General features: G+C 56.7%; 23 protein-coding genes and 3 pseudogenes. 10 read left to right on the plus strand and 16 right to left on the minus strand.

Annotation, left to right across the window (positions count from 1 at the left end; translation table 11 throughout):
* Positions 1-28 precede the first annotated feature (28 nt).
* Positions 29-409: pseudogene (locus K3556_RS16055) on the minus strand (DegT/DnrJ/EryC1/StrS family aminotransferase); the annotation flags it as partial.
* The gene (locus K3556_RS16060; RefSeq protein ID WP_260519417.1) at positions 402-1532 is read right to left on the minus strand and encodes a GNAT family N-acetyltransferase; all 1131 of its coding nucleotides are present in this window, start codon (positions 1530-1532) and stop codon (positions 402-404) included. The gene K3556_RS16060 and the pseudogene K3556_RS16055, both read right to left, overlap by 8 nt.
* A 226-nt stretch (positions 1533-1758) precedes the next feature.
* On the opposite strand from K3556_RS16060, the gene K3556_RS16065 reads away from it, so the two are divergent.
* The 8 genes and pseudogenes from K3556_RS16065 (at position 1759) to K3556_RS16100 (ending at position 7404) form a co-directional block, all read left to right on the plus strand.
* On the plus strand, positions 1759-2292 hold the full coding sequence (locus K3556_RS16065; protein WP_260519418.1) for an SMC-Scp complex subunit ScpB: 534 nt from the start codon (positions 1759-1761) through the stop codon (positions 2290-2292).
* A gap of 58 nt (positions 2293-2350) precedes the next feature.
* Positions 2351-2533, plus strand: coding sequence for a hypothetical protein (locus K3556_RS16070; protein WP_260519419.1), 183 nt, complete (start codon positions 2351-2353; stop codon positions 2531-2533).
* 302 nt (positions 2534-2835) lie between these two features.
* Positions 2836-3060 carry an AbrB/MazE/SpoVT family DNA-binding domain-containing protein gene (locus tag K3556_RS16075; protein ID WP_260519420.1) on the plus strand — a complete coding sequence of 75 codons (225 nt, stop codon included), beginning with the start codon at positions 2836-2838 and terminating at the stop codon, positions 3058-3060.
* A complete protein-coding gene (locus tag K3556_RS16080; RefSeq protein ID WP_260519421.1) occupies positions 3057-3467 on the plus strand; it encodes a type II toxin-antitoxin system death-on-curing family toxin in 411 nt (136 codons plus the stop codon). The genes K3556_RS16075 and K3556_RS16080 overlap by 4 nt, the downstream gene beginning before the upstream one ends.
* A 366-nt stretch (positions 3468-3833) precedes the next feature.
* Positions 3834-3953 (plus strand): annotated as a pseudogene (repC, locus tag K3556_RS16085) (replication initiation protein RepC); the annotation flags it as partial.
* A gap of 289 nt (positions 3954-4242) precedes the next feature.
* Positions 4243-4647 carry a helix-turn-helix domain-containing protein gene (locus tag K3556_RS16090; protein WP_260519422.1) on the plus strand — a complete coding sequence of 135 codons (405 nt, stop codon included), beginning with the start codon at positions 4243-4245 and terminating at the stop codon, positions 4645-4647.
* Positions 4647-5879: a type II toxin-antitoxin system HipA family toxin gene (locus K3556_RS16095; protein ID WP_260519423.1), complete on the plus strand. Its 1233-nt coding sequence runs from the start codon at positions 4647-4649 to the stop codon at positions 5877-5879. Before K3556_RS16090 ends, K3556_RS16095 begins: the two co-directional genes overlap by 1 nt.
* A gap of 628 nt (positions 5880-6507) precedes the next feature.
* Positions 6508-7404: an ArdC family protein gene (locus tag K3556_RS16100; RefSeq protein WP_260519286.1), complete on the plus strand. Its 897-nt coding sequence runs from the start codon at positions 6508-6510 to the stop codon at positions 7402-7404.
* 96 nt (positions 7405-7500) lie between these two features.
* Here K3556_RS16100 and K3556_RS16105 read toward each other — a convergent pair whose 3' ends face one another.
* The 4 genes from K3556_RS16105 to K3556_RS16120 form a co-directional block, all read right to left on the minus strand.
* On the minus strand, positions 7501-7893 hold the full coding sequence (locus K3556_RS16105; protein ID WP_260519287.1) for a hypothetical protein: 393 nt from the start codon (positions 7891-7893) through the stop codon (positions 7501-7503).
* A 43-nt stretch (positions 7894-7936) separates the two neighbouring features.
* Positions 7937-8239: a chorismate mutase gene (locus K3556_RS16110; protein WP_260519288.1), complete on the minus strand. Its 303-nt coding sequence runs from the start codon at positions 8237-8239 to the stop codon at positions 7937-7939.
* A 149-nt stretch (positions 8240-8388) separates the two neighbouring features.
* Positions 8389-9024, minus strand: coding sequence for a hypothetical protein (locus K3556_RS16115; protein WP_260519289.1), 636 nt, complete (start codon positions 9022-9024; stop codon positions 8389-8391).
* A gap of 57 nt (positions 9025-9081) precedes the next feature.
* A complete protein-coding gene (locus tag K3556_RS16120) occupies positions 9082-9693 on the minus strand; it encodes a recombinase family protein (protein ID WP_260519290.1) in 612 nt (203 codons plus the stop codon).
* A 120-nt stretch (positions 9694-9813) separates the two neighbouring features.
* Here K3556_RS16120 and K3556_RS16125 point away from each other — a divergent pair, with 120 nt between their 5' ends.
* Positions 9814-12702, plus strand: coding sequence for a Tn3 family transposase (locus K3556_RS16125; protein ID WP_260519291.1), 2889 nt, complete (start codon positions 9814-9816; stop codon positions 12700-12702).
* A gap of 222 nt (positions 12703-12924) precedes the next feature.
* Here the strand turns inward: K3556_RS16125 and K3556_RS16130 are convergent.
* Positions 12925-13146: pseudogene (locus tag K3556_RS16130) on the minus strand (integrase core domain-containing protein); the annotation flags it as partial.
* A gap of 63 nt (positions 13147-13209) precedes the next feature.
* On the opposite strand from K3556_RS16130, the gene K3556_RS16135 reads away from it, so the two are divergent.
* Positions 13210-14339, plus strand: a protein-coding gene (locus K3556_RS16135; RefSeq protein WP_260519292.1) for an IS3 family transposase whose coding sequence is annotated in 2 segments (ribosomal slippage) — positions 13210-13453 and positions 13453-14339 — 1131 coding nt in all. Because the reading frame shifts where the segments join, the coding sequence is not laid out codon by codon here.
* Positions 14340-14462: 123 nt separating this feature from the next.
* Here the strand turns inward: K3556_RS16135 and K3556_RS16140 are convergent.
* The 9 genes from K3556_RS16140 to K3556_RS16180 form a co-directional block, all read right to left on the minus strand.
* Positions 14463-16409, minus strand: coding sequence for an FkbM family methyltransferase (locus K3556_RS16140; protein WP_260519293.1), 1947 nt, complete (start codon positions 16407-16409; stop codon positions 14463-14465).
* 101 nt (positions 16410-16510) lie between these two features.
* Complete coding sequence (locus K3556_RS16145) at positions 16511-17629, minus strand: glycosyltransferase family 61 protein (protein ID WP_260519294.1); 1119 nt, start codon at positions 17627-17629, stop codon at positions 16511-16513.
* Positions 17630-17668: 39 nt separating this feature from the next.
* A complete protein-coding gene (locus K3556_RS16150) occupies positions 17669-19975 on the minus strand; it encodes a sulfatase-like hydrolase/transferase (RefSeq protein WP_260519295.1) in 2307 nt (768 codons plus the stop codon).
* Positions 19972-20853 carry a hypothetical protein gene (locus tag K3556_RS16155; RefSeq protein WP_260519296.1) on the minus strand — a complete coding sequence of 294 codons (882 nt, stop codon included), beginning with the start codon at positions 20851-20853 and terminating at the stop codon, positions 19972-19974. Before K3556_RS16155 ends, K3556_RS16150 begins: the two co-directional genes overlap by 4 nt.
* The gene (locus K3556_RS16160; protein ID WP_260519297.1) at positions 20781-22220 is read right to left on the minus strand and encodes a hypothetical protein; all 1440 of its coding nucleotides are present in this window, start codon (positions 22218-22220) and stop codon (positions 20781-20783) included. Before K3556_RS16160 ends, K3556_RS16155 begins: the two co-directional genes overlap by 73 nt.
* Before the next feature lie 95 nt (positions 22221-22315).
* Positions 22316-23182, minus strand: coding sequence for a hypothetical protein (locus tag K3556_RS16165; protein WP_260519298.1), 867 nt, complete (start codon positions 23180-23182; stop codon positions 22316-22318).
* Positions 23169-24056 (minus strand): hypothetical protein, encoded by an 888-nt coding sequence (locus K3556_RS16170; RefSeq protein ID WP_260519299.1) that lies wholly within the window; start codon positions 24054-24056, stop codon positions 23169-23171. Before K3556_RS16170 ends, K3556_RS16165 begins: the two co-directional genes overlap by 14 nt.
* Positions 24057-24088: 32 nt before the next feature.
* Complete coding sequence (locus tag K3556_RS16175) at positions 24089-24817, minus strand: class I SAM-dependent methyltransferase (protein ID WP_260519300.1); 729 nt, start codon at positions 24815-24817, stop codon at positions 24089-24091.
* A 110-nt stretch (positions 24818-24927) separates the two neighbouring features.
* Positions 24928-26025, minus strand: a complete 1098-nt coding sequence (locus tag K3556_RS16180) for a glycosyl transferase family 90 (RefSeq protein ID WP_260519301.1) — start codon at positions 26023-26025, stop codon at positions 24928-24930.
* Positions 26026-26170: the final 145 nt, after the last annotated feature.

Raw genomic sequence — 26170 nt, forward strand, 5'->3', positions numbered from 1 at the left:
GCCCGTGTTGGTCGCACAGCGCTCGGACCGCACGCGTATCCGGCTGAAGCATCCCAAAATAATGGATCAGATAAACCGCTTTGGTTTGTGGAGTGACACGGGCGGCCAGATCGGCAAGGTCAGGTCGCGTCTGACGGTCAACTTGATAAAACTGGATGTCCAAACCGGCCTGAAGCAACGGATCCAGCTCTGACCCACAGTTATAAGCCGGTGCGAGGATCTGATCACCATCTGAGAGTCCCAGAATGTCACACGCCTCGCGCAGCGCTGTCCGCGTGTTGAAGCTGTATTTCACGCGCCGCCCGGCAAACAACGGCAGCACGCCGCCATCTGGATCACGAGGCAGCAACGACCACAGCGACGGGGTGGGATCACCACATTCCAAATATAGGCGCGACAGCTCACTCATTATCCAAGCCCTTGAACACACGGTATTTTCGCCTCGCAGCTGCCTTTGCAAGCTGTGATCCGTTCCCTGTCAGATGCAGAAACCGGTTTGCGGTTTTGCTCCGCTCACCTATTCGAATAACCGCCTTCGGTGCCAATTCGGACTTATACTTATAGATGTTGTATTTCTTGTCTGAACTGTCCGTGGTTTCGACATAACCTTCGACATCAAGAAACTCACATCCCTTAGATCGCGCCCATTTCATGCCCTCAAGCCAAAGTAACGGCGAAATTCTGAGGTTCTTGAGTGCGCTCAGCGCCGCTGTTTCTGTTGTGAAGTGACGGCCATGCGCGGTGTGCATGCTGCGATACATCAACAATCCGCTGATGAAGTTCGCATCGCTGAAAGCGCCAAGAAGCATTCCCATATCACCGGTTTTGTAAATATCTTCAAAGCTTTGCAGAAAACTCTTTTCTGCCAGCGCAAACAGCCCACGCCCGGTGCGCAGACGGTTGAGGCTGTGCAGGAAGTCGACCGCGCCTGCCTCGTCGGTGATCGGCCTGACCGTCACCCCCGCACGTTCGGCGCGCCTGACTTCACGCCGCGCACTTTTTGAGAATCGCGCCATGATAACATCCGGCTCGGCCGAGATGTCGATCAAGCCAGTGCTGCGAAAAATTCCGTCGCTGGACAGGGACCAGTCCTGCTGCTCCAACGCATCGTGCAAGGCTTTCGCGTCGTCCTCTAACCAGTATGGGGTGATCCTGACCCGCCCGATCCGCGAAAAATCTGGATGGGCAAGTGCTGCCGTCAAAAAGGCGATCATCGTTTCGACATCGTTGCAGATCGGCCCGCTTAGAAAAATCGCATCCCTGTAACTGGATTTGAGAAAGGGGTGCGGCGTCATCGACAGAAGGCCAACCCCTGCCAGCGCTCCATCAATCCGGCCCAAAACAAACATCACATGCGCGCCATCCTGCCGTTCGGTCTGAGCAAATCGATGGTCTTGTCTGGGATGGTGGGAAGGGGACGCAGCCAGAAAGGCGTCCCACTCTGCCGCCTGTTCCGGTTCCAAATCACTCAAACATTCGATGTCCATTAAGGTGCCTGACAAAAGACGATGGTCGACGTAATAAAGTCGCATTCAATTGAAATTGTAACCCAGACAGTAGATACCAGAGCCATAAGCGCGTTGTGAGATTTTTTATATCAGCCTATGTCGCGTAAAAAAATAGATATTTGGTTATTCTTTAAGAGATACTTTACAGAATGAACTCTGTACCAACCGCTATTGGCCCGTTTGATGTCTCAGTCAGAGGTGGTCCTGGATTTTCGACCAGTTTGCAGCCGAGCTGCGCTGGCGCGAATGGATGCGCCGGATTGAGGCCGTTCTGTTCGCCAGTGCCCGCTCTGTCCCGCGCGAGGATCTGGCGTGTGTGGTGGGCGACGTATCGGTCGAGCTTCTTGTTGATGATCTGGCTGCCAACCTCGAGGGCCACGCCTTCGAGGTGGTAAACGTGGCCGACAGCTGGATGCTGCGCACCCGCCCGGGCCTCGCCCCGGTGATTCACGCCGCAGCAGATGTCTGGGATCAGGTTTCGAACCTTGGCGAGTTCGATATCGCGGTGATGGCCGCCATTGCCTATCACCAGCCCATTACGCGGGACGGATTGAAAGAAACTTTCGGGAAAGAGATCAGCCGCGATCTGATTGGTCGACTGTACGAACGCAACCTGATCGGCACCGGCCCCCGCGCGCCTCGTCGCGGTGCCCCAAATACCGATGTCACCACCGACCAGTTCCCTGTCGCCTTCTGGTTGGAGACGCTTGCAGATCTGCCGGATCAAGAGCAGATGCAGGACGCGGGGATAGGCAAGGGGCTTTTCCCACAATTATGGATATGAAACTCCTGTTGCCTGTCTTCAGCGGGTGCCTCATTCCTGTTTCAGGTAGGAGGCCGAGATGGAAAACGAAGAACTGAACGACGCAGCATTCAAGCCGCTAATTCGAAGGCTGGACAATATCGAAAGGAAAATGGCCGACAAATCTGATGTGATTTCGGCTGTGCAGATGGTGCATGTTTTCACCGCACTAACCGTTGCTGAGACAGTGGTGGTTCTGGACGCACTTGTTGGGTTTGGCTGATGAGGACGAGGAACGCGCCCTTTCCAGAATGCGCGGCATAGAGAGAAGTCGACAAGTAGCGTCCTGGGAAAAACGGATATGTTGTGGGTTCAGAGAAAGCCAAAAACTCAGCAATCTGGGCACCCTAAATGCAAACTTTTTTGGGCCGTTCGCAATACCAAACAGCCGCTCACTTCTTGTCGAGCAAGTAACGCGTTTTTGGCCGGTGTTAAGAAAAGTGGGTGGCATCGGTTGCGGGTTGAAAATTGACACTGGGGACCACAATGCGTATATACAGCCGTAGATACTAAAGGCGCACGAAGATGTTCGAAACTAAAATTCGCAAGGTTGGTAATTCCGCAGTTGTCACCCTGTCCAGTGAGGTTCTGGCTGCTATGGACGTGAAAGAAGGCGACAGTGTCTACCTCGCCCGTTCAGATGATGGCGGGATGAGGTTGATGGCTCACAATCCCGAATTGGCAGCTGCGATGCAGGCAGCTGAGGATGTCATGGACGAGAACCGCGAGATGTTGCAGGCGCTTGCATGAGCGACCCAATCTGGGTCCCGCTACAGGCGGTTTATCTGATCCACGACAGACAGATTGCCCGCCATGGCGGGGCAGGGGGGCTTCGCGACGCCAGCTTGCTGGAAACAGCTCATGCGCGTCCGCAGAACAAATATGTGTATGAACAGGCCGATGTGATGACATGCGCCGCCGCATATGCGTTCGGGATCGCCAAAGCTCACGCGTTTACCGATGGCAACAAGCGCACCGCATTTGTTGTAGCTGCGACATTCCTGCGTCTGAACGGCTTTCACCTGTGTCCCGACCCGCTTTTGGGTGTTCGGGTGATGGAGGATCTGGCCGCCAGCAAGATGTCAGAAACCGTGTTCCGGGATTGGCTGAGTGAAACAGCAACGCCATTGCCAAGTGAAAGCGGATCTAAGGATTAGAGCGCCCCAAGGTGCGAACGCAACCGATCGGAAATCAATGGTTCCTGAACACGCTTTCACAAGCGCGTTCAGGAAACGCGTTGGGGTTCTGAGTACTGGTGTGTCGCGTCGCGGAAGCTGTAACCCTTTCAGGGTTTCATGACATCTCCTCGTCGCTGCGATCCTCATCAAAGATATACACGATATGCAATTACCTGCACATGGCGCTTTAAGGAGCGTTTTCAATGGATTAGAGGTGTTTCGAGACTGGTGGAGTTGCAATGTCAATTTATTAATAGTTATCAATTATTTATAAGAGAAAGGACGCGCAATGGACGCGTTGTGGCTTTGCAATGGACGCGGCGCAGCCACGGTGTGGACTTGGGTTGCGCCGGTGAAGTGGCGTCTCCAGGCGGATATCTGCGCGGCATCGTCCAAAAAGCCGGGACAGGGGAGTTGCACCTCGAGCGCAGCTTCTATGGCCGATTGAGCGGGCAGGCGGCGTGAAGAAGGGGGTCCACCGGTTGATGTCCACAGGTTTACTGAACAGTGAATCTGCAGGATTTAGCAAATATGGGTCCGAACGTATCGAGAGCCCGCCAGAGTGCTTGTCGTGGATCGTAGGGCAGGGGAGGGGATGCGGGTTGCACTTCGATTAAGCCGGAGTAAAGTTCGCTTTAGGCTGTTTAGATCGGAGTTTCAGGTGGATTAGGATATAACGCCTTGATTTATGTGAGGCGGGGTTTTATACCGGAGAAAATTCCGGACTAAGCTTTTGAAGCCGGAAAAATATCCGATGTATCCCTTGGAGGGTGTTGTGGGCTCGTTACAAGTTAAATCCGTTTTGTCGCAGCTCGGTCGCGATATCCAGACGGCGCGCAAAAGGCGCCGCATGTCGGTTGCGGATTTCTGTAACCGGATTGGTGTCAGCGACAAGACTCTTGCAAAGCTGGAGCGGGGCGATGGTGGTGTTCGGCTTGAGACCTTTGCCATGGCGCTTCTCGCTCTGGGCATGCTGGACCGGTTGGCCGGGATCGCGGATCCAGCCTCGGATGCCACCGGCATTGGATTGGACCGGGAGAAACTCCCGGAACGCATCCGGCAGCGTGGGCATAAGGACAAGAAGACCGTCCCGATCAACCAAAGTGACGCGTCGCAGGGGCCGACGGTACTAGATGATGATGAAGGGACGGCATTTTAATGCCTGAGGCAACTGTTGTTCTTGGGGACGCCTGTATCCCCGTCGGTCGTTTGATTTTTGAAACCGATGGGCGTCGGTCTCACTCCACGTTCATCTATGATGAAAGATGGCTTGAAAACCCGATAGGATTTGATCTCGCTCCGGATATGCCGCGCAGTCGTGCGCCTTTCCATTCTTCGGCGGAAGGACGAGAAAGCCGTCGTCGAGATGTTCTGGCGGGGCCCTTCACGGACACATCACCTGATAGCTGGGGGCGCAAGCTCATTCGCAGGGTGCACGGTGAGGGAGCGACAGAGTTTGACTATCTGGTTGCGGCAGATGACAGGGCCCGCCACGGCGCCTTGCGGTTTTTGAACGAAAGGGGTGAGTTGTTCCACCCGGATCAGCCCACTGTGCCACGCCTGGCAAATATTGAAGAGCTTCGTGCGATCGCAGCACGGTATGAGCGGGATCCGGATGGGGCTGAGGCCGAAGCGCGAGATCTTGTCGGTGCTGCGGGGTCGCTTGGTGGTGCGCGGCCCAAAGCCAATGTCGTGGATGGCCAGGAGCTTAGGATCGCCAAATTCACCTCAATCGATGATACATGGCCCGTTGAGCGGTTGGAAATCGCCACGCTAAATATGGCGCGCGCGGTAGGTATTCGAACACCGGAGGCCCGACTTGAACTGGCGGCCAGCAGGCATCCTGTGGGGCTCATCAAACGCTTTGATCGCCGCAAAGGTGGTCGTCTGCCATATATGTCGGCCCGTACGGCTCTGGGGAAAAAAGGATCTGCTCACGGTTATTACACCGACATTGCAGATGCTCTACGTCAAATGTCTGTTCTTCCTGACAGGGACATTCTGGAGCTTTGGCGGCGACTGTTGTTCACCGTACTGATCACAAACACCGATGATCACCTGAAAAATCATGGATTGCTCTATGTACGCGACAATCGATGGCGCCTGTCACCGATGTTTGACGTAAACCCGCAACCACGCCGGCAACCCACTTTGGAAACGGGGATCAGCGACATTCATGGCTTTGAGCCGTCCGCGGAAGCGGTGATAGATGCCGCGCCCTTCTTTGATATTGAGGAGGCTGATGCCAAGACAATGGCCAGGGAAATGGCAACTGCGGTAACCGAGATCTGGGGCGAAACGCTCCGCCAGCATGGAATTACCGGGGCCGCGCACAGAAGATGCGCACCAGCCTTTGAACACGAACGAATGGAGTTTGCTCTCGGATTGTGAGCTGATCCAGCGCAACAAATTGATTGCTGCATTAATGAATGTCCGAGGGCATAAGCCACTAAAAAACCTAACAAACTGAGGCCTTTGTAAGGTTCACGCGGATCCGGTTACGGCCGGTCATCTCGGCGTGGATGCCAGATTTCGGCACAGTGGACTTGAGAAGGCGTGCGACGTGTCTGTCTGAACGCCGCGCTTTCAGCCCCCTTTTGCCATCGCGAAAGTAGCGCACGACAATCGGTCCGAAATTGGCCATTGCGAAGTCGGGCCACTGCTTGAGTATATGGACGGGACAGGTCCAATCCAGAAAGTAGCCCGTTTCAGAGATGACTTGTAGAACACGCGATTTGAACCGACATTTCTGCTCTACTGGAGCGCAGGCATGGAGAGTCGATCACGAGACATCTTCTTGGTCGACACCGGGTTGATCGCTGGACTTCTAATTCCGTGAATCTCCACCGTCTCATCCCCGTGCGAGCAAGGGGATCGCGGGTCTGGCGGACGCCGCCGCCCGCGCAATGGTCTGCCCACTCCATTCGCTGACGCTCCCGTGTTGACCATGCCCGGGCGGCTTATTGCGTCCCCCATTTCCTCCCGCGTCCCGCACGGGGACGAGACAATGGAGGATCACATGCCAAAGCCCGACATCTACACCCGCATCACCGAGAAGATCATCGCCGATCTCGAAGCCGGCACCCGACCCTGGCACAAACCGTGGAGTGCCGAACACCTCGCTGGTCATATCACCCGGCCCCTGCGTCACAACGGCATTGCCTATCGCGGCCTCAACATCATTCTGCTCTGGGCCGCCTCGGTCGCACATGGCTACGCAGCACCCACCTGGATGACTTACCGTCAGGCTCTCGAACTTGGTGGGCAGGTTCGCAAGGGGTCCAAGGGCCAACTCGTCATCTATGCCGACAAGCTGCGCAAGACCGAGACCGATGATGCAGGCCAGGACCATGAGGTCGAGATTCCCTTCATGAAAGGCTACACCGTCTTCAACGTCGATCAGATCAAGGGGCTCCCCGAGACCTACTACGTGGAGGCTGAACCAACGCCCGAGACCGCCGAGCGCGATGCCACTGCGGAAGCGTTCTTCGCTGCGACCGAGGCGGACATTCGCCATGGTGGCAATCAAGCCTTCTATGCCATTGATCCTGACTATGTGCAGATGCCGCCCTTCGAGACGTTTGAATCCCAAAAGGCGTATTTCGCAACCCTCGGGCACGAGATCACGCACTGGACTCGCCACCCCAAGCGCCTTGATCGCAGCTTCGGCCGCAAACGCTGGGGTGACGAAGGCTATGCCCAGGAAGAGCTCGTCGCGGAGCTTGGCGCCGCGTTTCTAGCTGCTGATCTGGGCCTGTCGCCGGAACCGCGCGCTGAGCACGCGTCCTATATCGCGCATTGGCTCGAAGGTCTTCGCAACGACAAGCGCTTCATCTTCCAGGCAGCCGCGCACGCGCAAAAGGCAGTCGATTACCTCCACGGGCTGCAGCCAAATAGGGGAGAGGTCGCTGCTTAGGCGGCCTCACTACGTACCTTTTGCGGACCAAGTTGCCGTTTGTCGCATTCAATCGAAGGTCAGCTTCATTCACCCCCGTCAGCACCTGCCGAGAGTTCAAAAGGAAAATTCAGCTTTGGTGAGGAATGGTGCCGAGGCAGCAAGCTTTCTCAGCTCTTCAAGAGATGAATACAACGGTGTTGACGGATCAATTCTCGCTTGAGCACGGCTTCTGAAGAATTTCGCGTACTCTTCCACATAGACACGGTCCTTTGGCGGCATGTCCGCGAGGTGGTTCGTCAGGAAGTTGTCATAGTGGTGAACCGCCTCCGCAAACCTGTCCTGCCGATGCCGCGCCATTGCACGAAAAAGTTCCGCCTTAGCCAAGAAATATGGTTGCGCTTGGAACCCGTCCAGGCGGTCCAGAACGGCCGAGTAATCTCCTGCCTGCATTGACTTCGCCGCCCTGTGAAATTTCCCGGCGGCCCTGATATTGCGGATGAGTTTCATAGGTCCGCCTCACCAACTGCGCCTTTGGTATTTCCGTATGACATTATTCCCCAAGCTCCCGGATTTCCCGCTGAATAGACCATTCGATCAATTCGGCCCATAGCTTGCGCGCCAGTTCAGGGTCCAGACCTTGTTCGGACGCGGTTGTGCTTACCTTGTCCAGCACCTCGGCCACCCGATCCGTTGTGCGCGCCGGCAAGCCTTCGATTTTCTTGAGATCCACGGCGCGGTCGATATAGCGGCTTCTGGTGACCAGCAGGCCAATGAGGTCTACGTCGATCGCATCTATTTGCGCGCGGAGATCGGTCATGGTCTTGCAAGCATTGGGCGCGAGAAGGGTCGTCATGTTTCAAATTCCTTTAGTAGTTTTGAATTTAACCGAGAAGTTGGCGGAGGAGCCTGACAGCCCGCTCGGACCGCACTTGGCAAAAGGTTTCTGATGGCTGCGGAAGACGACCGATGACGCGCCTGATCTGCTGATCGCCGATCAGTAGATCAAGATAGAGCGCCTTGAATGCCGTTTGCATTCGCCGAAAACTCAATATCCTTTTTGGCGATCAACTGGCTTCCAAATATGCTGAGGCCCGAGGTGAAGCTCATTCCACCCAGTGTCAAAAATTGGGTACCACCACCTGTCGCGCAATTGTCATCTTTCCCGATCACCAGATTTGAGCTTGAAGTGAGCGATTTGATGTCAGTATTTGTTGTTGCGATGATCGAATTCTCAACACGTAATCCTTGGCCGAATTTGACTTGGCAATCTGTAAGGATCACCACATGCTGAATCGCATCATCTTCGTCAATTTTGAGCACGCCATTGTTGTGACATGCAACAATGTTCACGCGTTCCTCGATCAAGTCGTCCATAGTGATCCCTTTTCCTCCATTGGGATACACGTAGTTAATAGGATCCAGCGGATCGACATAGTCAGGTAGGTATTCGGCATCGCGCGCGGCAAGGCCGGATAAGATATATCCCAGTTTATTCACGATCCGCAGTCGGTAGCCACCTTCACGCACGGCAGACTGCAAACCCTCGTTTTTCTCCCAACCCGAATTGGGGAGGTCGATTAAGGATAGGTCAGGCATCGAAACGATCGTTCCGCTTTCGAACGTATTGTTGTTATTCATCGAAACATACGCGTTTGAATGGATGGGGTCTGTTCCGGCTGAGTGCAGAATGACACCCTAAGCGCCGAGCACGCGTTTCCCATAGTCACGCAGGTTGCCTTTGGGATCGACGTATCGGTACAGAGTGACAGGCTTCACACCCAGTTCATGGCACAGCTCAGAAACGGACGTGTCCCTGTTCGCCATAGCTGCCTGCGCCATCCGGACTTGGGCTTTGGTGAGTGCGAACTTTCGACCGCCTTTGCGACCTCGCGCGCGGGCAGCCTGCAGCCCTGCCATGGTGCGTTCCCGGATCAACTCGCTTTCAAATTCGGCGAGCGCGGCAAAGATTCCAAATGACAGCCGACCGGCCGCGGTGGTCGTGTCGATCTGTGCTCCCTGACCTGTGAGCACCTTCAGGCCGACTCCACGCTCTGACAGTGCAGTCGTTGTTTTCACAAGATGGTTCAGGCTGCGGCCCATTCTGTCCAATTTCCAGATGACCAGGACATCGCCTTTACGCAGGGCCTTCAAACAAGCTTCGAGACCTGGGCGGTCGTCTTTCTTGCCTGAGGCCTGATCGGAATAGATCTGTCCCTTCTCAACTCCAGCCGCGATCAGTGCATCCATCTGAAGATCGAGTGACTGGCTGCCGTCCGCTTTCGAGACGCGTGCATATCCGATCAGCATGTTTCACAAACGAACGTTTGAGATGTGCGGAGGAATTCCCGGCTTTCGGGCATAGCATTTATTCCTTAATCCATTACACAATCATCGATAATCAATCTCCAAGGAGAAAGCAAAAGAAACATGGCGCATCGCACCATACTGACCGAGCGCCAGCGAGCGGCGCTTTTTGACCTGCCGACTGACGAAGCGGATATGTTGCGGCATTACACGCTGGCAGACGACGATATCGAACACATCAACGAACGGCGGCGGCCAGAGAACAAGATCGGCTTTGCATTGCAGCTCTGCGCCTTGCGGTATCCTGGGCGGCTGTTGCCATCTGGCGAAGTCATCCCGGAAAAGGTCTTGCGCTTCATCGCGGCCCAGTTGGGTCTGACCGGCGACGATGTCTTACCCTATGCCGCACGTCGGCAAACCCGTCAGCAGCACTTGCATGCCCTTCGTGAGATTTACGGCTTCAAGATGTTCTCTGGCCAAGGCGCTCGCAGCCTCAAGGCTTGGCTCGAGAATGAGGCTGAGACGGCCCGATCCAACGAGGACCTGGCGCGCCGATTTGTCGACGAGTGCCGCCGGTCGCAGGTGATCCTGCCGGGCATCTCTGTCATCGAACGGCTGTGCGCAGATGCTCTGTTGTCGGCTGAGCGCCAGACCGAAAGCCGAATCACCAAAAGGATCGACGATGAAATGAAAGAACGCCTGGATGCGCTTTTGACCGAGATCGTGGATGGCAATATCACCCGGTTCATCTGGCTTCGCCGTTTCGAGGCGGGCAGCAACTCGGCAGGCGCATCGCGGCTACTGGATCGGTTGGAATTTTTGCAGGGCCTGGGCCTTTCACCAGACATTCTGTCTGACGTACCGCCACATCGGATCACCCGCCTGCGCCGCCAGGGCGAGCGCTACTTTGCCGACGGGTTGCGCGACATCACGAGTGACCGGCGTCTGGCGATCCTTGCGGTTTGCGCGATCGAATGGAAGGCGGCCGTCGCTGATGCTGTGATCGAAACCCACGACCGGATCGTCGGCAAGACCTGGCGGGATGCGAAAAGGCTATCCGAAGCGCGCATCGCGGATGCCCGGTCCTCGCTGCGTGAGACATTGCGATCTTTCAGGAATCTGGGTGCCGCCCTGTTGGAAGCCAAGGCGGATGGCGCGTCCCTTGAAGCGGCCATTGAACTTGCGTGTGGTTGGTCTCGCCTCGAAAACATGGTGACAACCGCGGCCGAGTTGACCGACACGATGGCAGCCGACGCGTTGTCTCATGTCGTTCATGGATATCATCGTTTCCGGCGTTATGCTCCAAGAATGCTGCGGGCGCTTGATATCTGCGCTGCCCCGGTGGCGACGCCCTTGATGCAAGCGACAAAAGTCATCGCCCAGGATCAAACCGATGCGCCCCGTCAGGTTGGCTTCTTACGCCGAACCTCGAAATGGCATCGACACCTTGATGCCCAGGACACAGATGACAATCGGCTCTGGGAGGTCGCCGTGTTGTTCCAGGTGCGTGAAGCCTTCCGATCCGGCGATATCTGGCTGCCTCATTCCCGGCGTTACGCTGATCTGAAACAGGCCTTGGTACCGATAGAAACAGCCAAGGCGTGCCCTCGCCTGACGATGCCATTCGAACCTGAGGTCTGGCTCAATGATCGCAAAGCAAGGCTGGCGGACGGCATGAAGCGTTTGGCCAAGGCTGCCAGAGCTGGCGCGATTCCCGGCGGTTCAATCGAGAACGGCATTCTCAAGGTTGATCGTTTGACGGCAGCGACCCCGGCGGAAGCTGATGGTATGGTGCTTGATCTTTATGGCCGTCTGCCCGCCGTTCGGATCACCGATCTGCTGCAGGAGGTTGATGACGATATCGGCTTCACCGAAGCCTTCACGCATCTGCACACCGGCGTTCCCTGCAAGGATCGCATCGGGTTGTTAAACGTGCTTCTGGCCGAGGGATTGAACCTTGGCCTCAGCAAAATGGCCGAGGCGACCAGTTCACATGACTACTTCCAACTCTCGCGTTTGTCCCGGTGGCATGTTGAAAGCGATGCTATCAACAGGGCGCTTGCCAAGGTGATCGAAGCGCAGGCCAATTTGCCGATGGCGCAATTCTGGGGCGACGGCATGACCGCATCCAGCGACGGTCAGTTCTTTCCGACAACTCGGCATGGCGAGGCGATGAACCTCATCAACGCGAAGTATGGGCAGGAGCCCGGTTTGAAGGCCTACACCCATGTCTCCGACCAATTTGGCCCGTTTGCCACACAGAACATCCCTGCGACTGTAAATGAGGCTCCATACATTCTGGACGGGTTGCTGATGAACGAGGTGGGGAAGAAGATCAAAGAGCAGTATGCCGACACAGGCGGCTTCACCGATCATGTCTTCGCGGCAACCGCGCTCCTGTCTTATCGCTTTGTTCCCCGCATCCGTGACCTTCCGTCAAAGCGGCTCTATCTCTTCGATCCCGCCGCTGCGCCGAGGGAAGTCCGCGGGCTGGTCGGCGGGAAGATAAGGGAGAAGCTGATTGCCGAGAACTGGCCTGACATCCTACGCGCCGTCGCCACAATGGCGGCAGGCGTCATGCCACCCAGTCAGCTGTTGAGGAAGTTCGCATCGTATCCCCGTCAGCACGAACTGGCTGTTGCCTTACGGGAGATCGGGCGCATTGAACGCACCCTGTTCATTATCGACTGGTTGCTCGACGCCGACATGCAGCGCCGCGCACAAATCGGCCTGAACAAGGGTGAGGCACATCATGCGCTGAAAAACGCCCTCCGTATCGGTCGCCAGGGCGAAATCCGAGACCGAACTTCTGAAGGACAACACTACCGCATGGCCGGGCTAAACCTACTGGCCGCGATCATCATTTATTGGAACACCAAACATCTTGGCTACGCAGTCGCAGCCCGAAAGGGCACAGGTCTCGATTGTTCACCTCAACTCCTGGCGCACATCTCGCCCCTCGGATGGGCGCATATCCTGCTCACAGGCGAGTACAGGTGGAAAACCAGGTGATCTACGGGCTTAGGGTGTCATTCTGCACTCAGCCGGAGCAGACCCCAAAATGCTGAAACACTAAGCCGTTGATTTCAATGGGAGGCGAGTCTCAACAATTCAGTCCCATTACTTACGTACTCCCACACTGAAGAGAGCTCCGTGACCAGATTCGCATAAGGTTTATTATGTTAATAAAAGGATTGTAAGGTGCGGTTACTCGTGAGACTTCCCTTCTGTTGACTATAGTTTTTCTCTGAGGGCTTCGTAAGGTGTCTTGCCGTTGTGTGCGCCGTGCGGTCTGAGGAAGTTGTAAAAGCGCTCCCATTCGTCCAGTTTGGCTTCGAGATCGACATCGCCTTTGTACCTAAGCAACTGATAGAACTCCTGCACGTCAGAGCGGTGAGATCGTTCGAACTTGCCGTTGAGTTGGGGCGTGCCGCGTTTGATGTAAGCGTGGCGGATTGGACCTGTCGCGGAATTGTTCCGCTCCTTTGACTTGGTTTTTTGCCACAAAGGAGAAACATCATGGCATCGAAACCAACCCCGGAATTCCGCGCCGAAGCAGTGCGCGTGGCGTTGACAAGCGGGCTGCCGCGTAAGCAGGTGGCCGCAGATTTTGGGATCGGGTTCTCGACTCTTAGCCGCTGGATCCAGCAGGATCGGCGCAACCCTGAGAAACCCACCATCCAGTCCGATCTCGAACGCGAGATCGCGGAGCTGCGCAAAGAGAACCGCATGCTCCGGGAGGAGAGGGAGGTGTTAAAAAAGGCCACGGTGTTCTTTGCGGAGCGAAGCAAATGAGGTTTGCCTTCGTTGAAGAACACCAACACGACATCCCCGTGAACCGCTTGTGTGAGATTATGGACGTCAGCCCGCGAGGCTACCGCGCCTGGCGTTCCCGCCCGGCCAGTCGAAGACAGCGAACGGACATGGTATTGTTGGCCCACATCCGCGAACAGTTCCGCCTGTCCCTGGGCAGCTATGGTCGACCGCGCATGACCGAGGAATTGAAAGAACTGGGTTTCGATGTCGGGCACCGTCGTGTCGGCAGGCTAATGAGCGAGAATGGCATTGAGGTGAAGCGAAACAAGAAGTTCAAGGCTACGACCGATAGCAACCACAGCTTCAGCATTGCGCCGAACCTGTTGAACCGGGACTTCCATGCAGATGAGCCCAACCAGAAATGGGCAGGTGACATCAGCTATGTCTGGACGCAGGAGGGATGGCTGTATCTGGCCGTCGTTCTCGATCTGCATTCCCGGCGCGTCATCGGCTGGGCCGTCAGCAACCGGATGAAACGCGATCTCGCAATCCGGGCCCTGAACATGGCCATCGCCCTGCGCAGACCGCCCAAGGGCTGCATCCATCACACCGACCGCGGTAGCCAATACTGTTCACACGGCTATCAGAAGATATTGCGCCAGAACGGCTTCAACGTGTCCATGAGCGGAACCGGCAATTTCTACGATAACGCCGCAGTCGAGACGTTCTTTAAAACGATCAAAGCTGAGCTGCTTTGGCAACGGTCATGGCGAACACGCCGCGATGCTGAGGTCGCCATCTTCGAATACATAAATGGCTTCTACAATCCACGCCGAAGGCACTCCGCCCTCGGTTGGAAAAGCCCACTGGCTTTCGAAAGAAAGGTCGCTTAAGTGAGCAACCGGAGCGGCATCAAACCGCGACAGGTCCACTCTCGCGTCGATCCTTGTTCATGAACATCTTCTTCTTCCCAAATCTGAGAGGTTAACGGAAATATTTCGCGAGTAACGGCATATCTACATGAACACCTGCGGGGCGTTGTGTTCAAGGCAAGCGGGATAGTCCGACAAAGACTCGTGTGCCGAGGCCACCGGGCGCATGTCCTTGCCTGCCCTCGTTGCCAATGCCTGAAGGTCTTGTGCCAGCTCGGCGTCCGTCAGGTTCTTCCATTTGGCTTTTTTGCTGATGAAGCCGCGCGATCTCAATTCCTCGCACAAAGGTTCCAGCAGTAATTCGCTGGTCATAGTCAAACCGGCGCGGTGATCACCGGCGCTAGCCCAAAACCGTCCTAGATGTGAAAGCGCATGGGCGTCCTCGACACCATAAAGCTGCCCCTGTTGGGCCATTTGATTGGCGTCTTGGCCCGGACGGCGTTGGATTACGCCGACCTTCACATCGTTCCGGCCCGTAAAGTTCACAAGATGAAACGGGCTGCCATCCGGGCCAAGAATATGTGAGGCAGACAAGTAATGCCGCAACTGATCTTGCCAGGAATGGTCTTGGGGATGAAAGATTGTATACCCTTCGTCGCGCATCAACGTCTCAAGCCGCTGTTCCCCCAGATATTCCCGTCCGACCTTGCCGAATGCGCCGGAGCGCGAGATATACAGTTTTTGCGGGGGCAACGGATCAAGATCGCGCCTCAGGTGTTTGGTAATAAACGCGCGCATTTCTGGCGATGACGCCGTCAACCGACCGATTCCGCTTCCTTGCGGCGGTACGATCAGGCGGTCAACGCGATAGAACGCGTCGCAAATCTTGTAGTTGATCGGGATGTCGATAATTTCTGACAGTTGCGCGAAACGTTCGGCAGCCACGGGCTCAAAGTCGTTGTACGCAGGGAAGAACAGAACCCCATCGATTGGCTGGTCGATGTGATCCAAAGCCCAAAGACGTGCCAATGTTTCGCTTAGAAAATGTCCAAAGTGCGGGAAGAACCGCCCCCCGAAAAGCCAGGTTCCTGGCAATTCGACGATCCGGTTTCTTCGTGGATGCACCCGCTCGACGGTGGCGGACAGTCGGTGCGAAAGCCAGCACACCGCTTCTGGAACCGGGTTGCGGTTGGCGTCAAAAACCGAGGCTGCGATGCGAAACCCCTCGCTACGGGGGGTTTTCGCCAGAACCGCTTTTTCAACGTGGATAATACCGCCGGCCAAAGGTTCATGCGGGTCCAGATCATACGTTTTTTGTGGAGCCTGCCCTGACCCGATCTGCGAATAGTCGGGTTCAAATTTCAACCGCGCGGGTTTCTTAAAAGACGCCACCTGCCCCCGGGACGTCGCCTGATCCAGCGTGAACCCCTTGCTTGTCAGGTGTTCAATCACCTGCGCGCGCCCGCTGCCGCCATAGACTTTGGGATGCAGCTCAAGCATCACCAACTCGACACCAGACAGGTCTGCGTCGGCCAGAAAATCCAACTCGCCGCCCTCGATATCCATCACTAGAACGTTGTGAGGGTAATCCCGGGTGATCTCGTCATAATGTGTCGTCGCAATAGAGACTTTGCGCGCTTCCGCTTCGGTATTGTCGCCTGACAGTCGCGAGCCAAGAAAATTGGACCTGACAAAGAAATCCATATGAGCAGGTGCATTTGTTCCCGACACAACGACAGTGTTCGTGACAGACACCACCTTTTCGACACCATTATGGGCATAAAGTGCGCGAATATGGTCGATCAGATCTGGGTTGGCTTCATAGGATTTCAGCCTCAGGTCTTTGATATTTTTCGCAAAAACAGAGCTAACAATACCAGCCCCCGTCCCCATTTCCATCACCCGGTCGCCAGGGCGAAGGTTGGCCAGCCCAAACTCGATTTCCGGGCGTTCATAGGCACCGCTGCGCACCGCACGCAAGATCGGTGGCTTCAGGTGCGGCGCTTTCAGCACCTCGACCCCTTTCAGAGTCGCAACAACCTGCGCGTCCTGTTCAATCTCACTTTTCGACTTGCCCGGATTACTTACCACAATCGCCTCATCATCATTTTTGGAACGCCGGAACCCGGATACGATGGAATTCTTAACGCAGCGACGTTATTGTGTAAACGCATCGGCGCGATCAGGGGCTTTCAGGATGGCACCTGCACCTCTTCCAGTCGCATCTCGCCTTTTTCTTCGAATTCTTTCAGAGCCCCTTCGACTTCCGCGTCGTTTGGATTGCGCCAGTCACCATCCGTCACATAGCCATGCATGGCCAGTGCGTTACCGATTTTCTCAAAATCCGCCTGTGCAATGATCTCGTTGAATTGAACCGTTTCGCCTTCGCGAAACCAGAAACGATGACAGGCGTCGATGATCAGGGGAGCGATTCCTGCAAATCGTCTCAGTTGTTCTTGAAAATCCAGAAAAATGTTGCCTGGGCGGCGCAACAGGATCGCGACCTTGCATTCCGGCGCGGCCACGAAGGCGGCCAGATGGAGCGCGGAATTGTCGGTCGAGATGATCGTTTTGGCGGCCTTGTAGCGGGCCAACTGCGTGTCCAGATCGTGCTGCTGTGGATGAAATATCTCGAAGCCTTCGGCCATCAACTGACGCTCCAGATACTCTTCAAGCAGCAGACGCCCACGTTTGCGGAACACTTCGGTGCGCGAGATATACAGCTTCTCGGGCCCGCTTGCCTGCACCCGTTGCCGCCAGTGGCGGTCGGTAAAGGCCCGAAACTCTGGCGACGCGCCGATCATGTCGTTGACACCAAACCCCTGAGGCGCAATCACCAGCCTTTCGACCCGTACGGGGTTGTTGAAGGCCACCAGCGGCACCTCGATGCCCAAAGAGCGTGCGATGGCCTGCGTCTGCCCAAGAGACCGGATGGGCCAGGTGAATTTTTTCTTCGGCAGAAACAGCACATTGTCGATCTGGCCGTCATAGTCATCCAGCGCCCAAAGCCGCGCCGTGCTTTCGCATAAAGCATGACCAAAATGGCCATAGGCCAGACCGCCAAACAAAGTGGTGCCCGCAAGCTCTTCTTTCACGTCCTCCGGTTTGGGTGGCTCTGCGATCACCGTTGTAGGGCGTTGACTGGACCGAAAGGTCATTGCGTCTTCACAATATTGACCCTCTGACGTGAAAACGCCCGCCGGGCGCGCCATCCGAACACGCGCACCCTGCCCCCACGGCACGACAACCGCGTTTTCGAGCACACGAATATTGCCCTTCATGGGCCGATCTGGATCAAAATCTAGTCGCATGGGTTTTCTGGTTGTTCTTTCTTGGATGCACCGGTTGGATCAAGCTTTCGAAGCCGTTTGCACGATCTGTCCTGCCAATTGGTCTTCCGCCGCGCCGGCAAGAATTCTGACAATAGCGACCCCAAGTTGAATCAGGGCAGAGCCATCACGGTTGACTTGAATATCGGGGGATTGGGGCCAGTCGCTCAGGTCAAGCGCATAGTCCTTGTGCCACGCCGCGAACTCAGTCACCCCGCCATAGGCAACGTGAAACACGGCCTTGCCCGGTCCCGGTTCGACCCGGTTGTGCCCGGCACCAATGAATATCCGATCATCCCCGCCCGCCGACCTGACGATGTTTCGGCCCGGACCTGTGTGGATTTCCGACCCGCCTTCCCCGTCCGAGATGTCGTCATTGCCGGGGCCGCCATGGATTGTGCTGTGCCCGTCGCCACCTTTGATCACATCATTGCCCGATCCGCCGTCAAGAATGTCGCGCCCATTGCCGCCGATCAGTGTGTCATTGCCCGCCCCACCATAGAATTTGTGCACGTCCTTGCGGCGTCCGGATATGGCAATCAGCGTGTCGTCTCCGCCGCCGCCATGAAATTCTGCGCCGCCATATTTAGGGCCGATCATCACGTCAGCCCCGCGGCTGCCTTTGACATTGACTGTCACCCGCTCCGAGGTCTCAAAATTGATCGGCGTATCAGGATGAGCAACGATGGCCATTTCTTTGGATTCGCTGGGGTTTTCTTCATTTCGGGACACCACGGTCGCGATGCGGATGTTTTCGACATAGGCGGGCGCGTGCAGCACATAATCGTCTGGCCCGCCCATATACCACAACGTATCCTCGCCGCCGTCCTCATCCTCGCGAATGTTTTCAGCATGCGCTCCGTAGGCCCAATAGCTGTTATCGGCATTGCCACCCGCCATCACGACGCTGCCATCCAGCGACATCATGGCGTTGATGCCCCGTTCCGGGTTTTCAAACCCGCGCAGATCAAGGCCAAGCTCCAACGCATTGTCGACCAAGGCTTTTCGCAGCTCGTCCAGCGGCCCGGTTTGCGCAACATTTTCGGTCTCGCCGGGGTCGGCGATCAGGTCATAGACATGCTCTTCCCCATTGGGATAACGGAAATAACGATAGCGGTTCAGGTCGTCAGTCGAGGGGCGGATCGAGAGGGTGCCAAAGACGCTGGTGACAGGCGATTTGGTCCGATCATAAGTTCCGAAACTTTCATCAATCAGTGGCAACAGGCTTTGCCCCGACACCCAATCCGGGCGATAAGGCAAGCCCGCCAGATCAAGGATCGTTTTGGGCAGGTTGTGCAGTGACACAGGCATGTCCACGACCTGCGGGTCCAACCGCGCATTCCAGATCCCCAGCGGTACATGGGCGGCACTGTCCCACTGGCTCATCTTGTGGAAGCTGTCATGGGTGCCAAGGTTGAACCCATTGTCAGACAGCAGGATCACCGTCGTGTTGTCCGCCAGATCAGACGCCCGCAGCGCATCCATAAAGCGGCCAATCTCGTGATCCACATGCGAAATCGCGGCGAAATAGGCGCGTACCACTTCGCGCCACGCATGATCACCAGCCTTCTCCGGCGTCCACGGGCCGTTGGTGATATAGGCGGCTTCATAGACCGCCATGCCTTCCTGCGGGCCGAAGTAATCTTCTGGCGCGGCGGTCGAAGGCCAAACGATACCCGCCGGGTCATAGGTCTGATAGAAGCGATCCGGGCATTGCAGCTTGTAGTGCGGGTGCTTGAACCCAAGCTGGATCAGGTGACGGCGCGCGGGGTCAGCGCGGTCCAGATACTCGATCGCGTTCTGCGCGACGGTATAGTCGTAAAACTTGCTGTCCTGTGACCCGTCATCATCAGGGTGGTTCACACCCGAGATGCCGGGGCCTTTGTTCAGGTAGTCCTTGACCTTCGACCGCCTGCCCGCGTCGCGCGCCTCGGGTTCTTCGTGGAACAGGATGCGCTTGTATTCTTCCGGCATTGGCTTGTAATTGCTATCGACCTTGCCCGTCGTAAAGGTGCGAAAACCGGCGCGGCGCAGGTCAAACTGCCAGCCCGCTGTGGGCGGCAAAACATCCCGCCAGAACCGGTTCAGGTCCACAAGGCCGGTGCGGAAAGGGGACAGGCCGGTGGCCAGCTCGGCGCGGCATGGCGCACACAAAGGCACCGTGGCATAGGCGTTGGCAAACCGCACGCCTTCGCCCATGAACCGGTCGATGTTGGGGGTTGAGATCGTCAGCCCGAACGCGTTGCGCCACGTGAAAATGTCGATCATGTCATCAATCCAGATGACACAGATATTGTCGTCTTTGATATCGGCGCGTGTGAAGCTCATGACGACTTTCCTTCGGTTTCGGCAAAGCGACATGTGGCGGACAGCATATCTGCGTCAGCGGGTGTCAGAACAAAACTGTCTGCCCACACCATCACGTCCTTGATCTGTGATTGTCCAAGCGTTTTCAGGATGCCTTTGCGATGCGACCGGCAGCCGATAAACAGATCGCTGGACCCTGACAAGTCGCCGTCCAGTTGCGGGTTTTGTGCCGCACTTGTGGTCGGACCGGGCAAAGGGTGCCCTTCATGCGCAGCGACGATGCTCAGTCGTCCATGGTCATAGCCGACAACCACCCATGCTGGTGACGCGGGCGATGGCAGGGTAACCTCGACCGTGCTTTGCTGATCTTGCCAGTGAAGCTGGCCGTCTTTTTCGGACAGAAACAAGTAGTTATCCGCATCCACCGGGTTTACCGTCACCAGAGAGCGGGCGTCACCGATGGGGCTGTCGAAGCGCACGGCAATGGTGAATTGCTCGGTTTCCGACAACGCGCCTTCAGCCACCAGTCCGGTGTTCACAGCCATATCAAACCCAATGCCACCCGCTGGATGCAGCTTCGTGCCTGTCATGTTTGGTTTGGCGGGATGCGCGATAACGCCAAGACCTTCTTGCGGCGTCCAGCTTTGGATGGCGTGGTCATTGTCCTGCGTGATCGACCCGGCCAGCGCCTGATACCAGACGGCACCGCATTTGGTAGGTGACCGTGGTGCGGGGGCCGCTGCGGCTGTTGGCGCTTTGGACATGCTGTCCAGCAACGCGGCCAGCGGCACCTCCACATCCACGAAATATGCGTCGCCCTGCCCCATCAGTGCACCGGCAACGCGGCAGGCAAAGCCCAGCGATGAAGGGTGCGCCCGGTCCGGCTGGTGTGGTGCCATTCGTCGCGCAACGCGCCACGGTTTGCAGGCATTTCATCTGGGGATGCAGGATGCCCAAGCGCATAGCACAGGGTCAGGCTGTCGCCCTTGGGCGCTTTGTCAAAGCTGATCAACAGATCGTTTGGATCGCCGATATCGATCACCACACCGGTAATTTTTGCGTCGTTCTCGCAGCCTTCCAGCCGGAACCCACACGCTGGTCCGGCATTCAGCAAATCATCGGGGTCCAGAACGAAGGCGCTCAGCGCCTGACCCCGGCAGCGGATCACTTTCGGGTCCGGCTCGCGTTCTGCCAAAAGAAGAACCGGGCAAGCCCAGTCCTGATCAGCGTTCTGCGCCTCGATTGCGAAAGCGTCCATTTCGGCGATCAGTTGGCGCGCCTCTGCGGTCGGGCGGCCATTTTCGTCCTGCGCAAACATATATCCGGGGGCCGAGAACACATGATCATGCCCGGCCTTGTTCCACGCGAGTTCCCATTGCGCGCGCAGGATTGGATGGTCTGAAATTGTGCGCGTGCCAGCATCGAACAACGAGACGAACAGGGGCTTGCGCAGATGATGATCGGCAAATACGTCGGTGACCTTGGCCATCAGCTCATAGATGCCGTTGCGCCATGCCGCACCCTCTGTGTCCACCGCTTCAAGCGTGAAATCCAGCCCGACGGCCAGCACTTTGGGCGCAACTTCAAGGCTGCGGGCGGCATCGCACAGGTTTGCTACGGTCTGGCGCAGGTTCTTGACTGCCCTGCCCGTCAGGAACCCTGCGATCGAGGATGAGTTGTCCGTTTCGCCCCGCGCATAGATTACGGGCAGCGCGCGGAAGGCGGCTTGGCGACGGGCGATGATTTCATCTGCGATCTGGCTGTCGCGGCTCTGTTCTGTCAGGCGTTGGATGTCAGTTGTGGCCGTCACGGTTTGCGTGCCCGCCGCCCCTGCAGGCCCCAGATCATCGCCGGTGGTGATCACATGATAGGGATAGCGCAACACCTCGTCCGAGGTGGTCGCGTGCCGCGTGCCACCCAGCGACAGGATCGCAAACAGCCCGCCTGCTGGGCTGGCCAGAATATCTGGCGCTGTATCGCCCAATGGGTCCACGCGTCTGCGAAACTGGCATATCCCCTGATCACCCGGCAAATGCGCGGTAAATACATACCAGTTGCCTGACCGGAGCACGTCCCAGGCGTGGATATCCCCCAAAACCGACGGGTCGACAGGGGTGACACCGCCGGGCGCACCAAGGCGGCGCCCGATATCGGCGATCACCTCGTCCGACAGGTTCAGCCGCAGGCCGGTTTCGTCAAATCCGATGACGTCGCCGTTGCGGGCCTTCAGCAAGATACCGCGCGATGGTTTTTCCGTGTCACTCATTCAAAAGACATCCCCGTTTCGGCTGTGATTGTGTCGGGGTCGCCGCCGCACCGCAAGCGCCTTTCGCAACGCAGTTTGGCGCAAACTCTTGGGCCTCACTCATAATAGGGCCGCCATTTCTTGATCAGGCGGCGAAACCGCCGCGCCTTGGCCCATTCCAAAAAACTCCGGGCCATGGGATGACCGCGCTCATGCAGGCGCGTGCCAACTTTGCGCAGATAGCGAAACCCCTGGCGCCGGTTTTGCCGATAGGCCTGGCGCAAGTCGTTGGTCGAGGCGTTACCGCGCAACACGTCGAACAGCACATCGATAATCCCCATTTCGACCAGGGTCTGAATGCCCGCGTGACCTGCCCCGTGGATCAGGCATCGACCATATCCCAAAGGTTTGGGAAACAGCGCCTCTTGCCTGCGGTCCAGCCGGTGCAATGGGTCCAGAAGCACGATCACCTCACGCCCTTTATCCTTTCGGTGTTGCGCCATATCATGCAGCCATGGCCCCATAGCGGACCATTCCGCGTTGTACCGCCGTTCAAAAGGAACGGCGGCGGGATCAATCGAAAACTGGGGGGACACTGCAACGGCGCGCTGCGCATCGATGCAATCGGCCGCCAATATCGCGCCATACCCGCCCATGCTGAACCCATACGTTGTGATATTGACGCCCTCGCCCAGATAGGCGCGACAGTTCCTCATCGCGGTGAAGAATTCAGAGTTCTGATACCAATCCTCGGCGCTATGGAAAACGCAGATATGCGGGATGCCGCGTTTTGAAAAAGACTGCGATCCCCAGCCGCCCTGCTCTGACTCAAACGGGTAGTCGAATGGCGCAAAGGCAACCACGACCTGCTTGGGCGCCTGTGTCGGGTCGGCCAATACCGGGCCGTTATATTCCAGCCGAAGCGCCGCGCCGTCGTGGACGATGGCGCGTTTGACCCAGTTTGCAGTCTCAGCTGTCACCATGCGGAGGGTCCACTGGGAAGCTGGTCAGGCGGCGCACGCCGGTGGTTTTTTCAAGCATATCCTTGGCCTTTCCACGGCACCGCACCTCGCGCAGGATATCGAAGTTGCGATAATGGATCATCTTGATGTCCATATCAGGCGGCAGCGGTTTGCCTCGCAGATTGCCACCCAGAATATAGTGCTGTTCTTCTGGCAGAAGGTTCCAGTCCAGACCCGCCGCGCGGATCGCCAGCGGCAGGCTCATCTGATCCAGATAGGGACGCTTTTTCACGATGTCGATCTTGTCGATCTTTTGCGCAAGCCGGTTCCAGACCTGAGCAAAACTTTCCCCGCTTTCAGCCACCGGGCCTTCTGGAAACACGATCAGCCCCGCATTGAAATAGGGCATCAGTTTGCGCCGCCGCTGGCGCAACAGCCAGATCCGATCCTCGGGCATCGGCATGTCGCAAGCAGCATAGATGTCATTCCAGATGACCTGCCCCGACCAATACATCGACGTTGCCGGCACGACCGAGACATGGCCGGGCTTGACCATCGCATCAATGGTATTCTTGCCGATGAACAGCATGTCAGAGTCCATGAACGCCGAATAAGGCGTGTCACGCGGCTCCAGCGCCGCCAGCATCTTGTTGCCATGCGGATAGGGTGGATCGAACTTTCCGGCAGTATCAATGGGCCGGATATCGACCCCCAATGCCTTGAGGATACCGACCGATTTCGGGTCCATGTCGCCAACCGTTTCTTCCGGGCAGTACCCCACCAGATCAATGGGCTCGTCAAACTGGCACCGGATCGAGGCCGCCAGAAAACACGCCATATCCTGATATTTTGGCGGCTCGACCACGAAGAAAATCGTCAGCTTGGCGTCACTCATACGGTGGCATCCCTTCTCATTCCGTCACCATGTCAGTTGGCCGGATCGCTGATACCACGCTTTTTGTCCCAGCTTCGATAGATCTGGTGGAACTCGTTTTCGACCAAACCAAGTTCTGGCTCGACCGGCCGGATCATCCGCAATTGGGTTTCGTGACGAATGGCCTTTTTCACCGAGGTGATCCCGGTGTCATCATGGATCACAAACGCATCGGGCGTCAGCACCGGGCGAATGCCGCAAAGCTCCCGGAAATGCGTGACCTTGGCCCCATCCAGATGCACTGCATCAATATGGCGCTTGGGGTTCTCGATCGCATAGCGGGGCGTTTCGATCAGCGAATGCCCCTTGATGAATTTGACGCGGCCGGGGAAGTTTATCTCAAGCCATTTGCCCGCAACCTCGACGTAGATCTCGACCGGGGCCCACTGCTTCTGAACCCGCTCGCAAATATCGACACCGACCACTTTCAGCTCGGGATTGGCCATCAGCATCAGCAGTAGGCTGTGGCCGCCATTGACGCCAATTTCGAAAGCATGGCTGCTGTTCTGTGCGACGATGAACAGATTGCGGCGTTTCACTTCCATCTCGGGGTCCGGTTCGGCGGTCCAGAAATTTTCCTGAAAGCTGTGGTAAAACACGTTGCCCTGCAGAACCGGCGGTTCGCCAGCGGCAATCAGGCTGTCGCGCAACGTGTGGTTCAAAGAGTCCAGTTTTTCTTTCCAGTCGTTGCTGGCGATCAGCTCGTCATAAGAGTTTATCAATTGCCGTCCCTTTTTCTTTGATCGTTACATATAAAACATGGCCGACTTTCGGACCATACGCCTCGTGCCATGTCTCGCACAACGGCGCGTTAGTTTTTGCCGCGACGCCATCACGATTGTAGATGTTGTGCAACGCGCTGCACGACCTGTTTCTGAATGTCCTGCCGCAATTCTTGATCCGCCAGCAGCGCGCACACCTCTTTGGCGCGTGTCACCATGTGCTGGCATTCCTCGGGGTGGTTTTCGCACCAGCGTAGATTTCGCTCTAGATCGCGAAGGTCGCGGCGGAATGGCACATAGTGTTCCCATGGTTTGAAATGATGCGTGGCAAAGGTCTCAAACGCGCAATCCATGACCAACCCCACGCTGCCGCTGTTCATCGTCCAGTAAAAGCTGGAAGCAACGTCATTGCCCGGTAGCACCAGAATGTACTTGTATGCCTGACAGTCCTCGCGCGACAGGCGCGGCCGTTCCAACCCAGTTAGAAAGGGATGATCTGCCAGAACAATGCCATCTGAATTCGTGTAGCCGATATCAAAATTCACATCATCAAAGTGTCTTTTCACAACCCGATATCGCGACATCGACATCAGGGCGGTTTCCGTTTCTTCCTGGCTTAAGGCCCCGGATTGAAACTTGCGCATCAAAGGCAACAGCCGAATGCTTTTTCCACGTCCGTGCTTGCCCAATCGCCCGCGATTGCCCGGCCCGCCCCGCCAGACGCATTTGTCAATTTTTTCGTCCCACGGCACCCGATCGGGATCAAGACCGCCCAGAAACTCTTCGCCGTCGACATCATGATAAAGGGGCAAAGGCCACAGAATGCGTCCCGTCAACTTGGACACCGGTCGGTTGAAGCTGAAGGTCGGGGCGACGAAATTGTCAGGAGATATCAGAGACCGCGTGCGGTGATCTGCCATATCCACAAGGAACGAGAAGTCAGGATCGTGATCAAGGATGCTGAACAACGCGCCGGCCGTCTTTTCCCGGTTCACCTTCCCGCCGGTCTTGCGCAGTATATGGTCCTCCAGACGCCAGCCGTTAAACTCTCCCGGCGCCCCCGCCCCATGGTCCCAATGCAGCGCCATGCCCGAGGACGCAGACATCGCATATTCCATCGCCGCCGCGCCCGTTGATCGGGTGGCATCGCCAAGGTCACCCACCTGATGGCGGACCGAGGCTTCGATGAACTCTGCCTGTGTAACCATGTACTGCTTGCCCTCGCCCGAGACTGGCGTTCTTTGACGCTTGAATGCGGGCAGGTTAGCCCGCCGGGTCAGGCACAACAACTGTTAAGCCCCGCTCACGCATTGAATTTCCTGCGGTTCCGTGAATAGTTTGGCCCAACAGCGC

Source organism: Aliiroseovarius sp. M344 (genome assembly GCF_025140835.1).
GTDB lineage: Bacteria > Pseudomonadota > Alphaproteobacteria > Rhodobacterales > Rhodobacteraceae > Aliiroseovarius.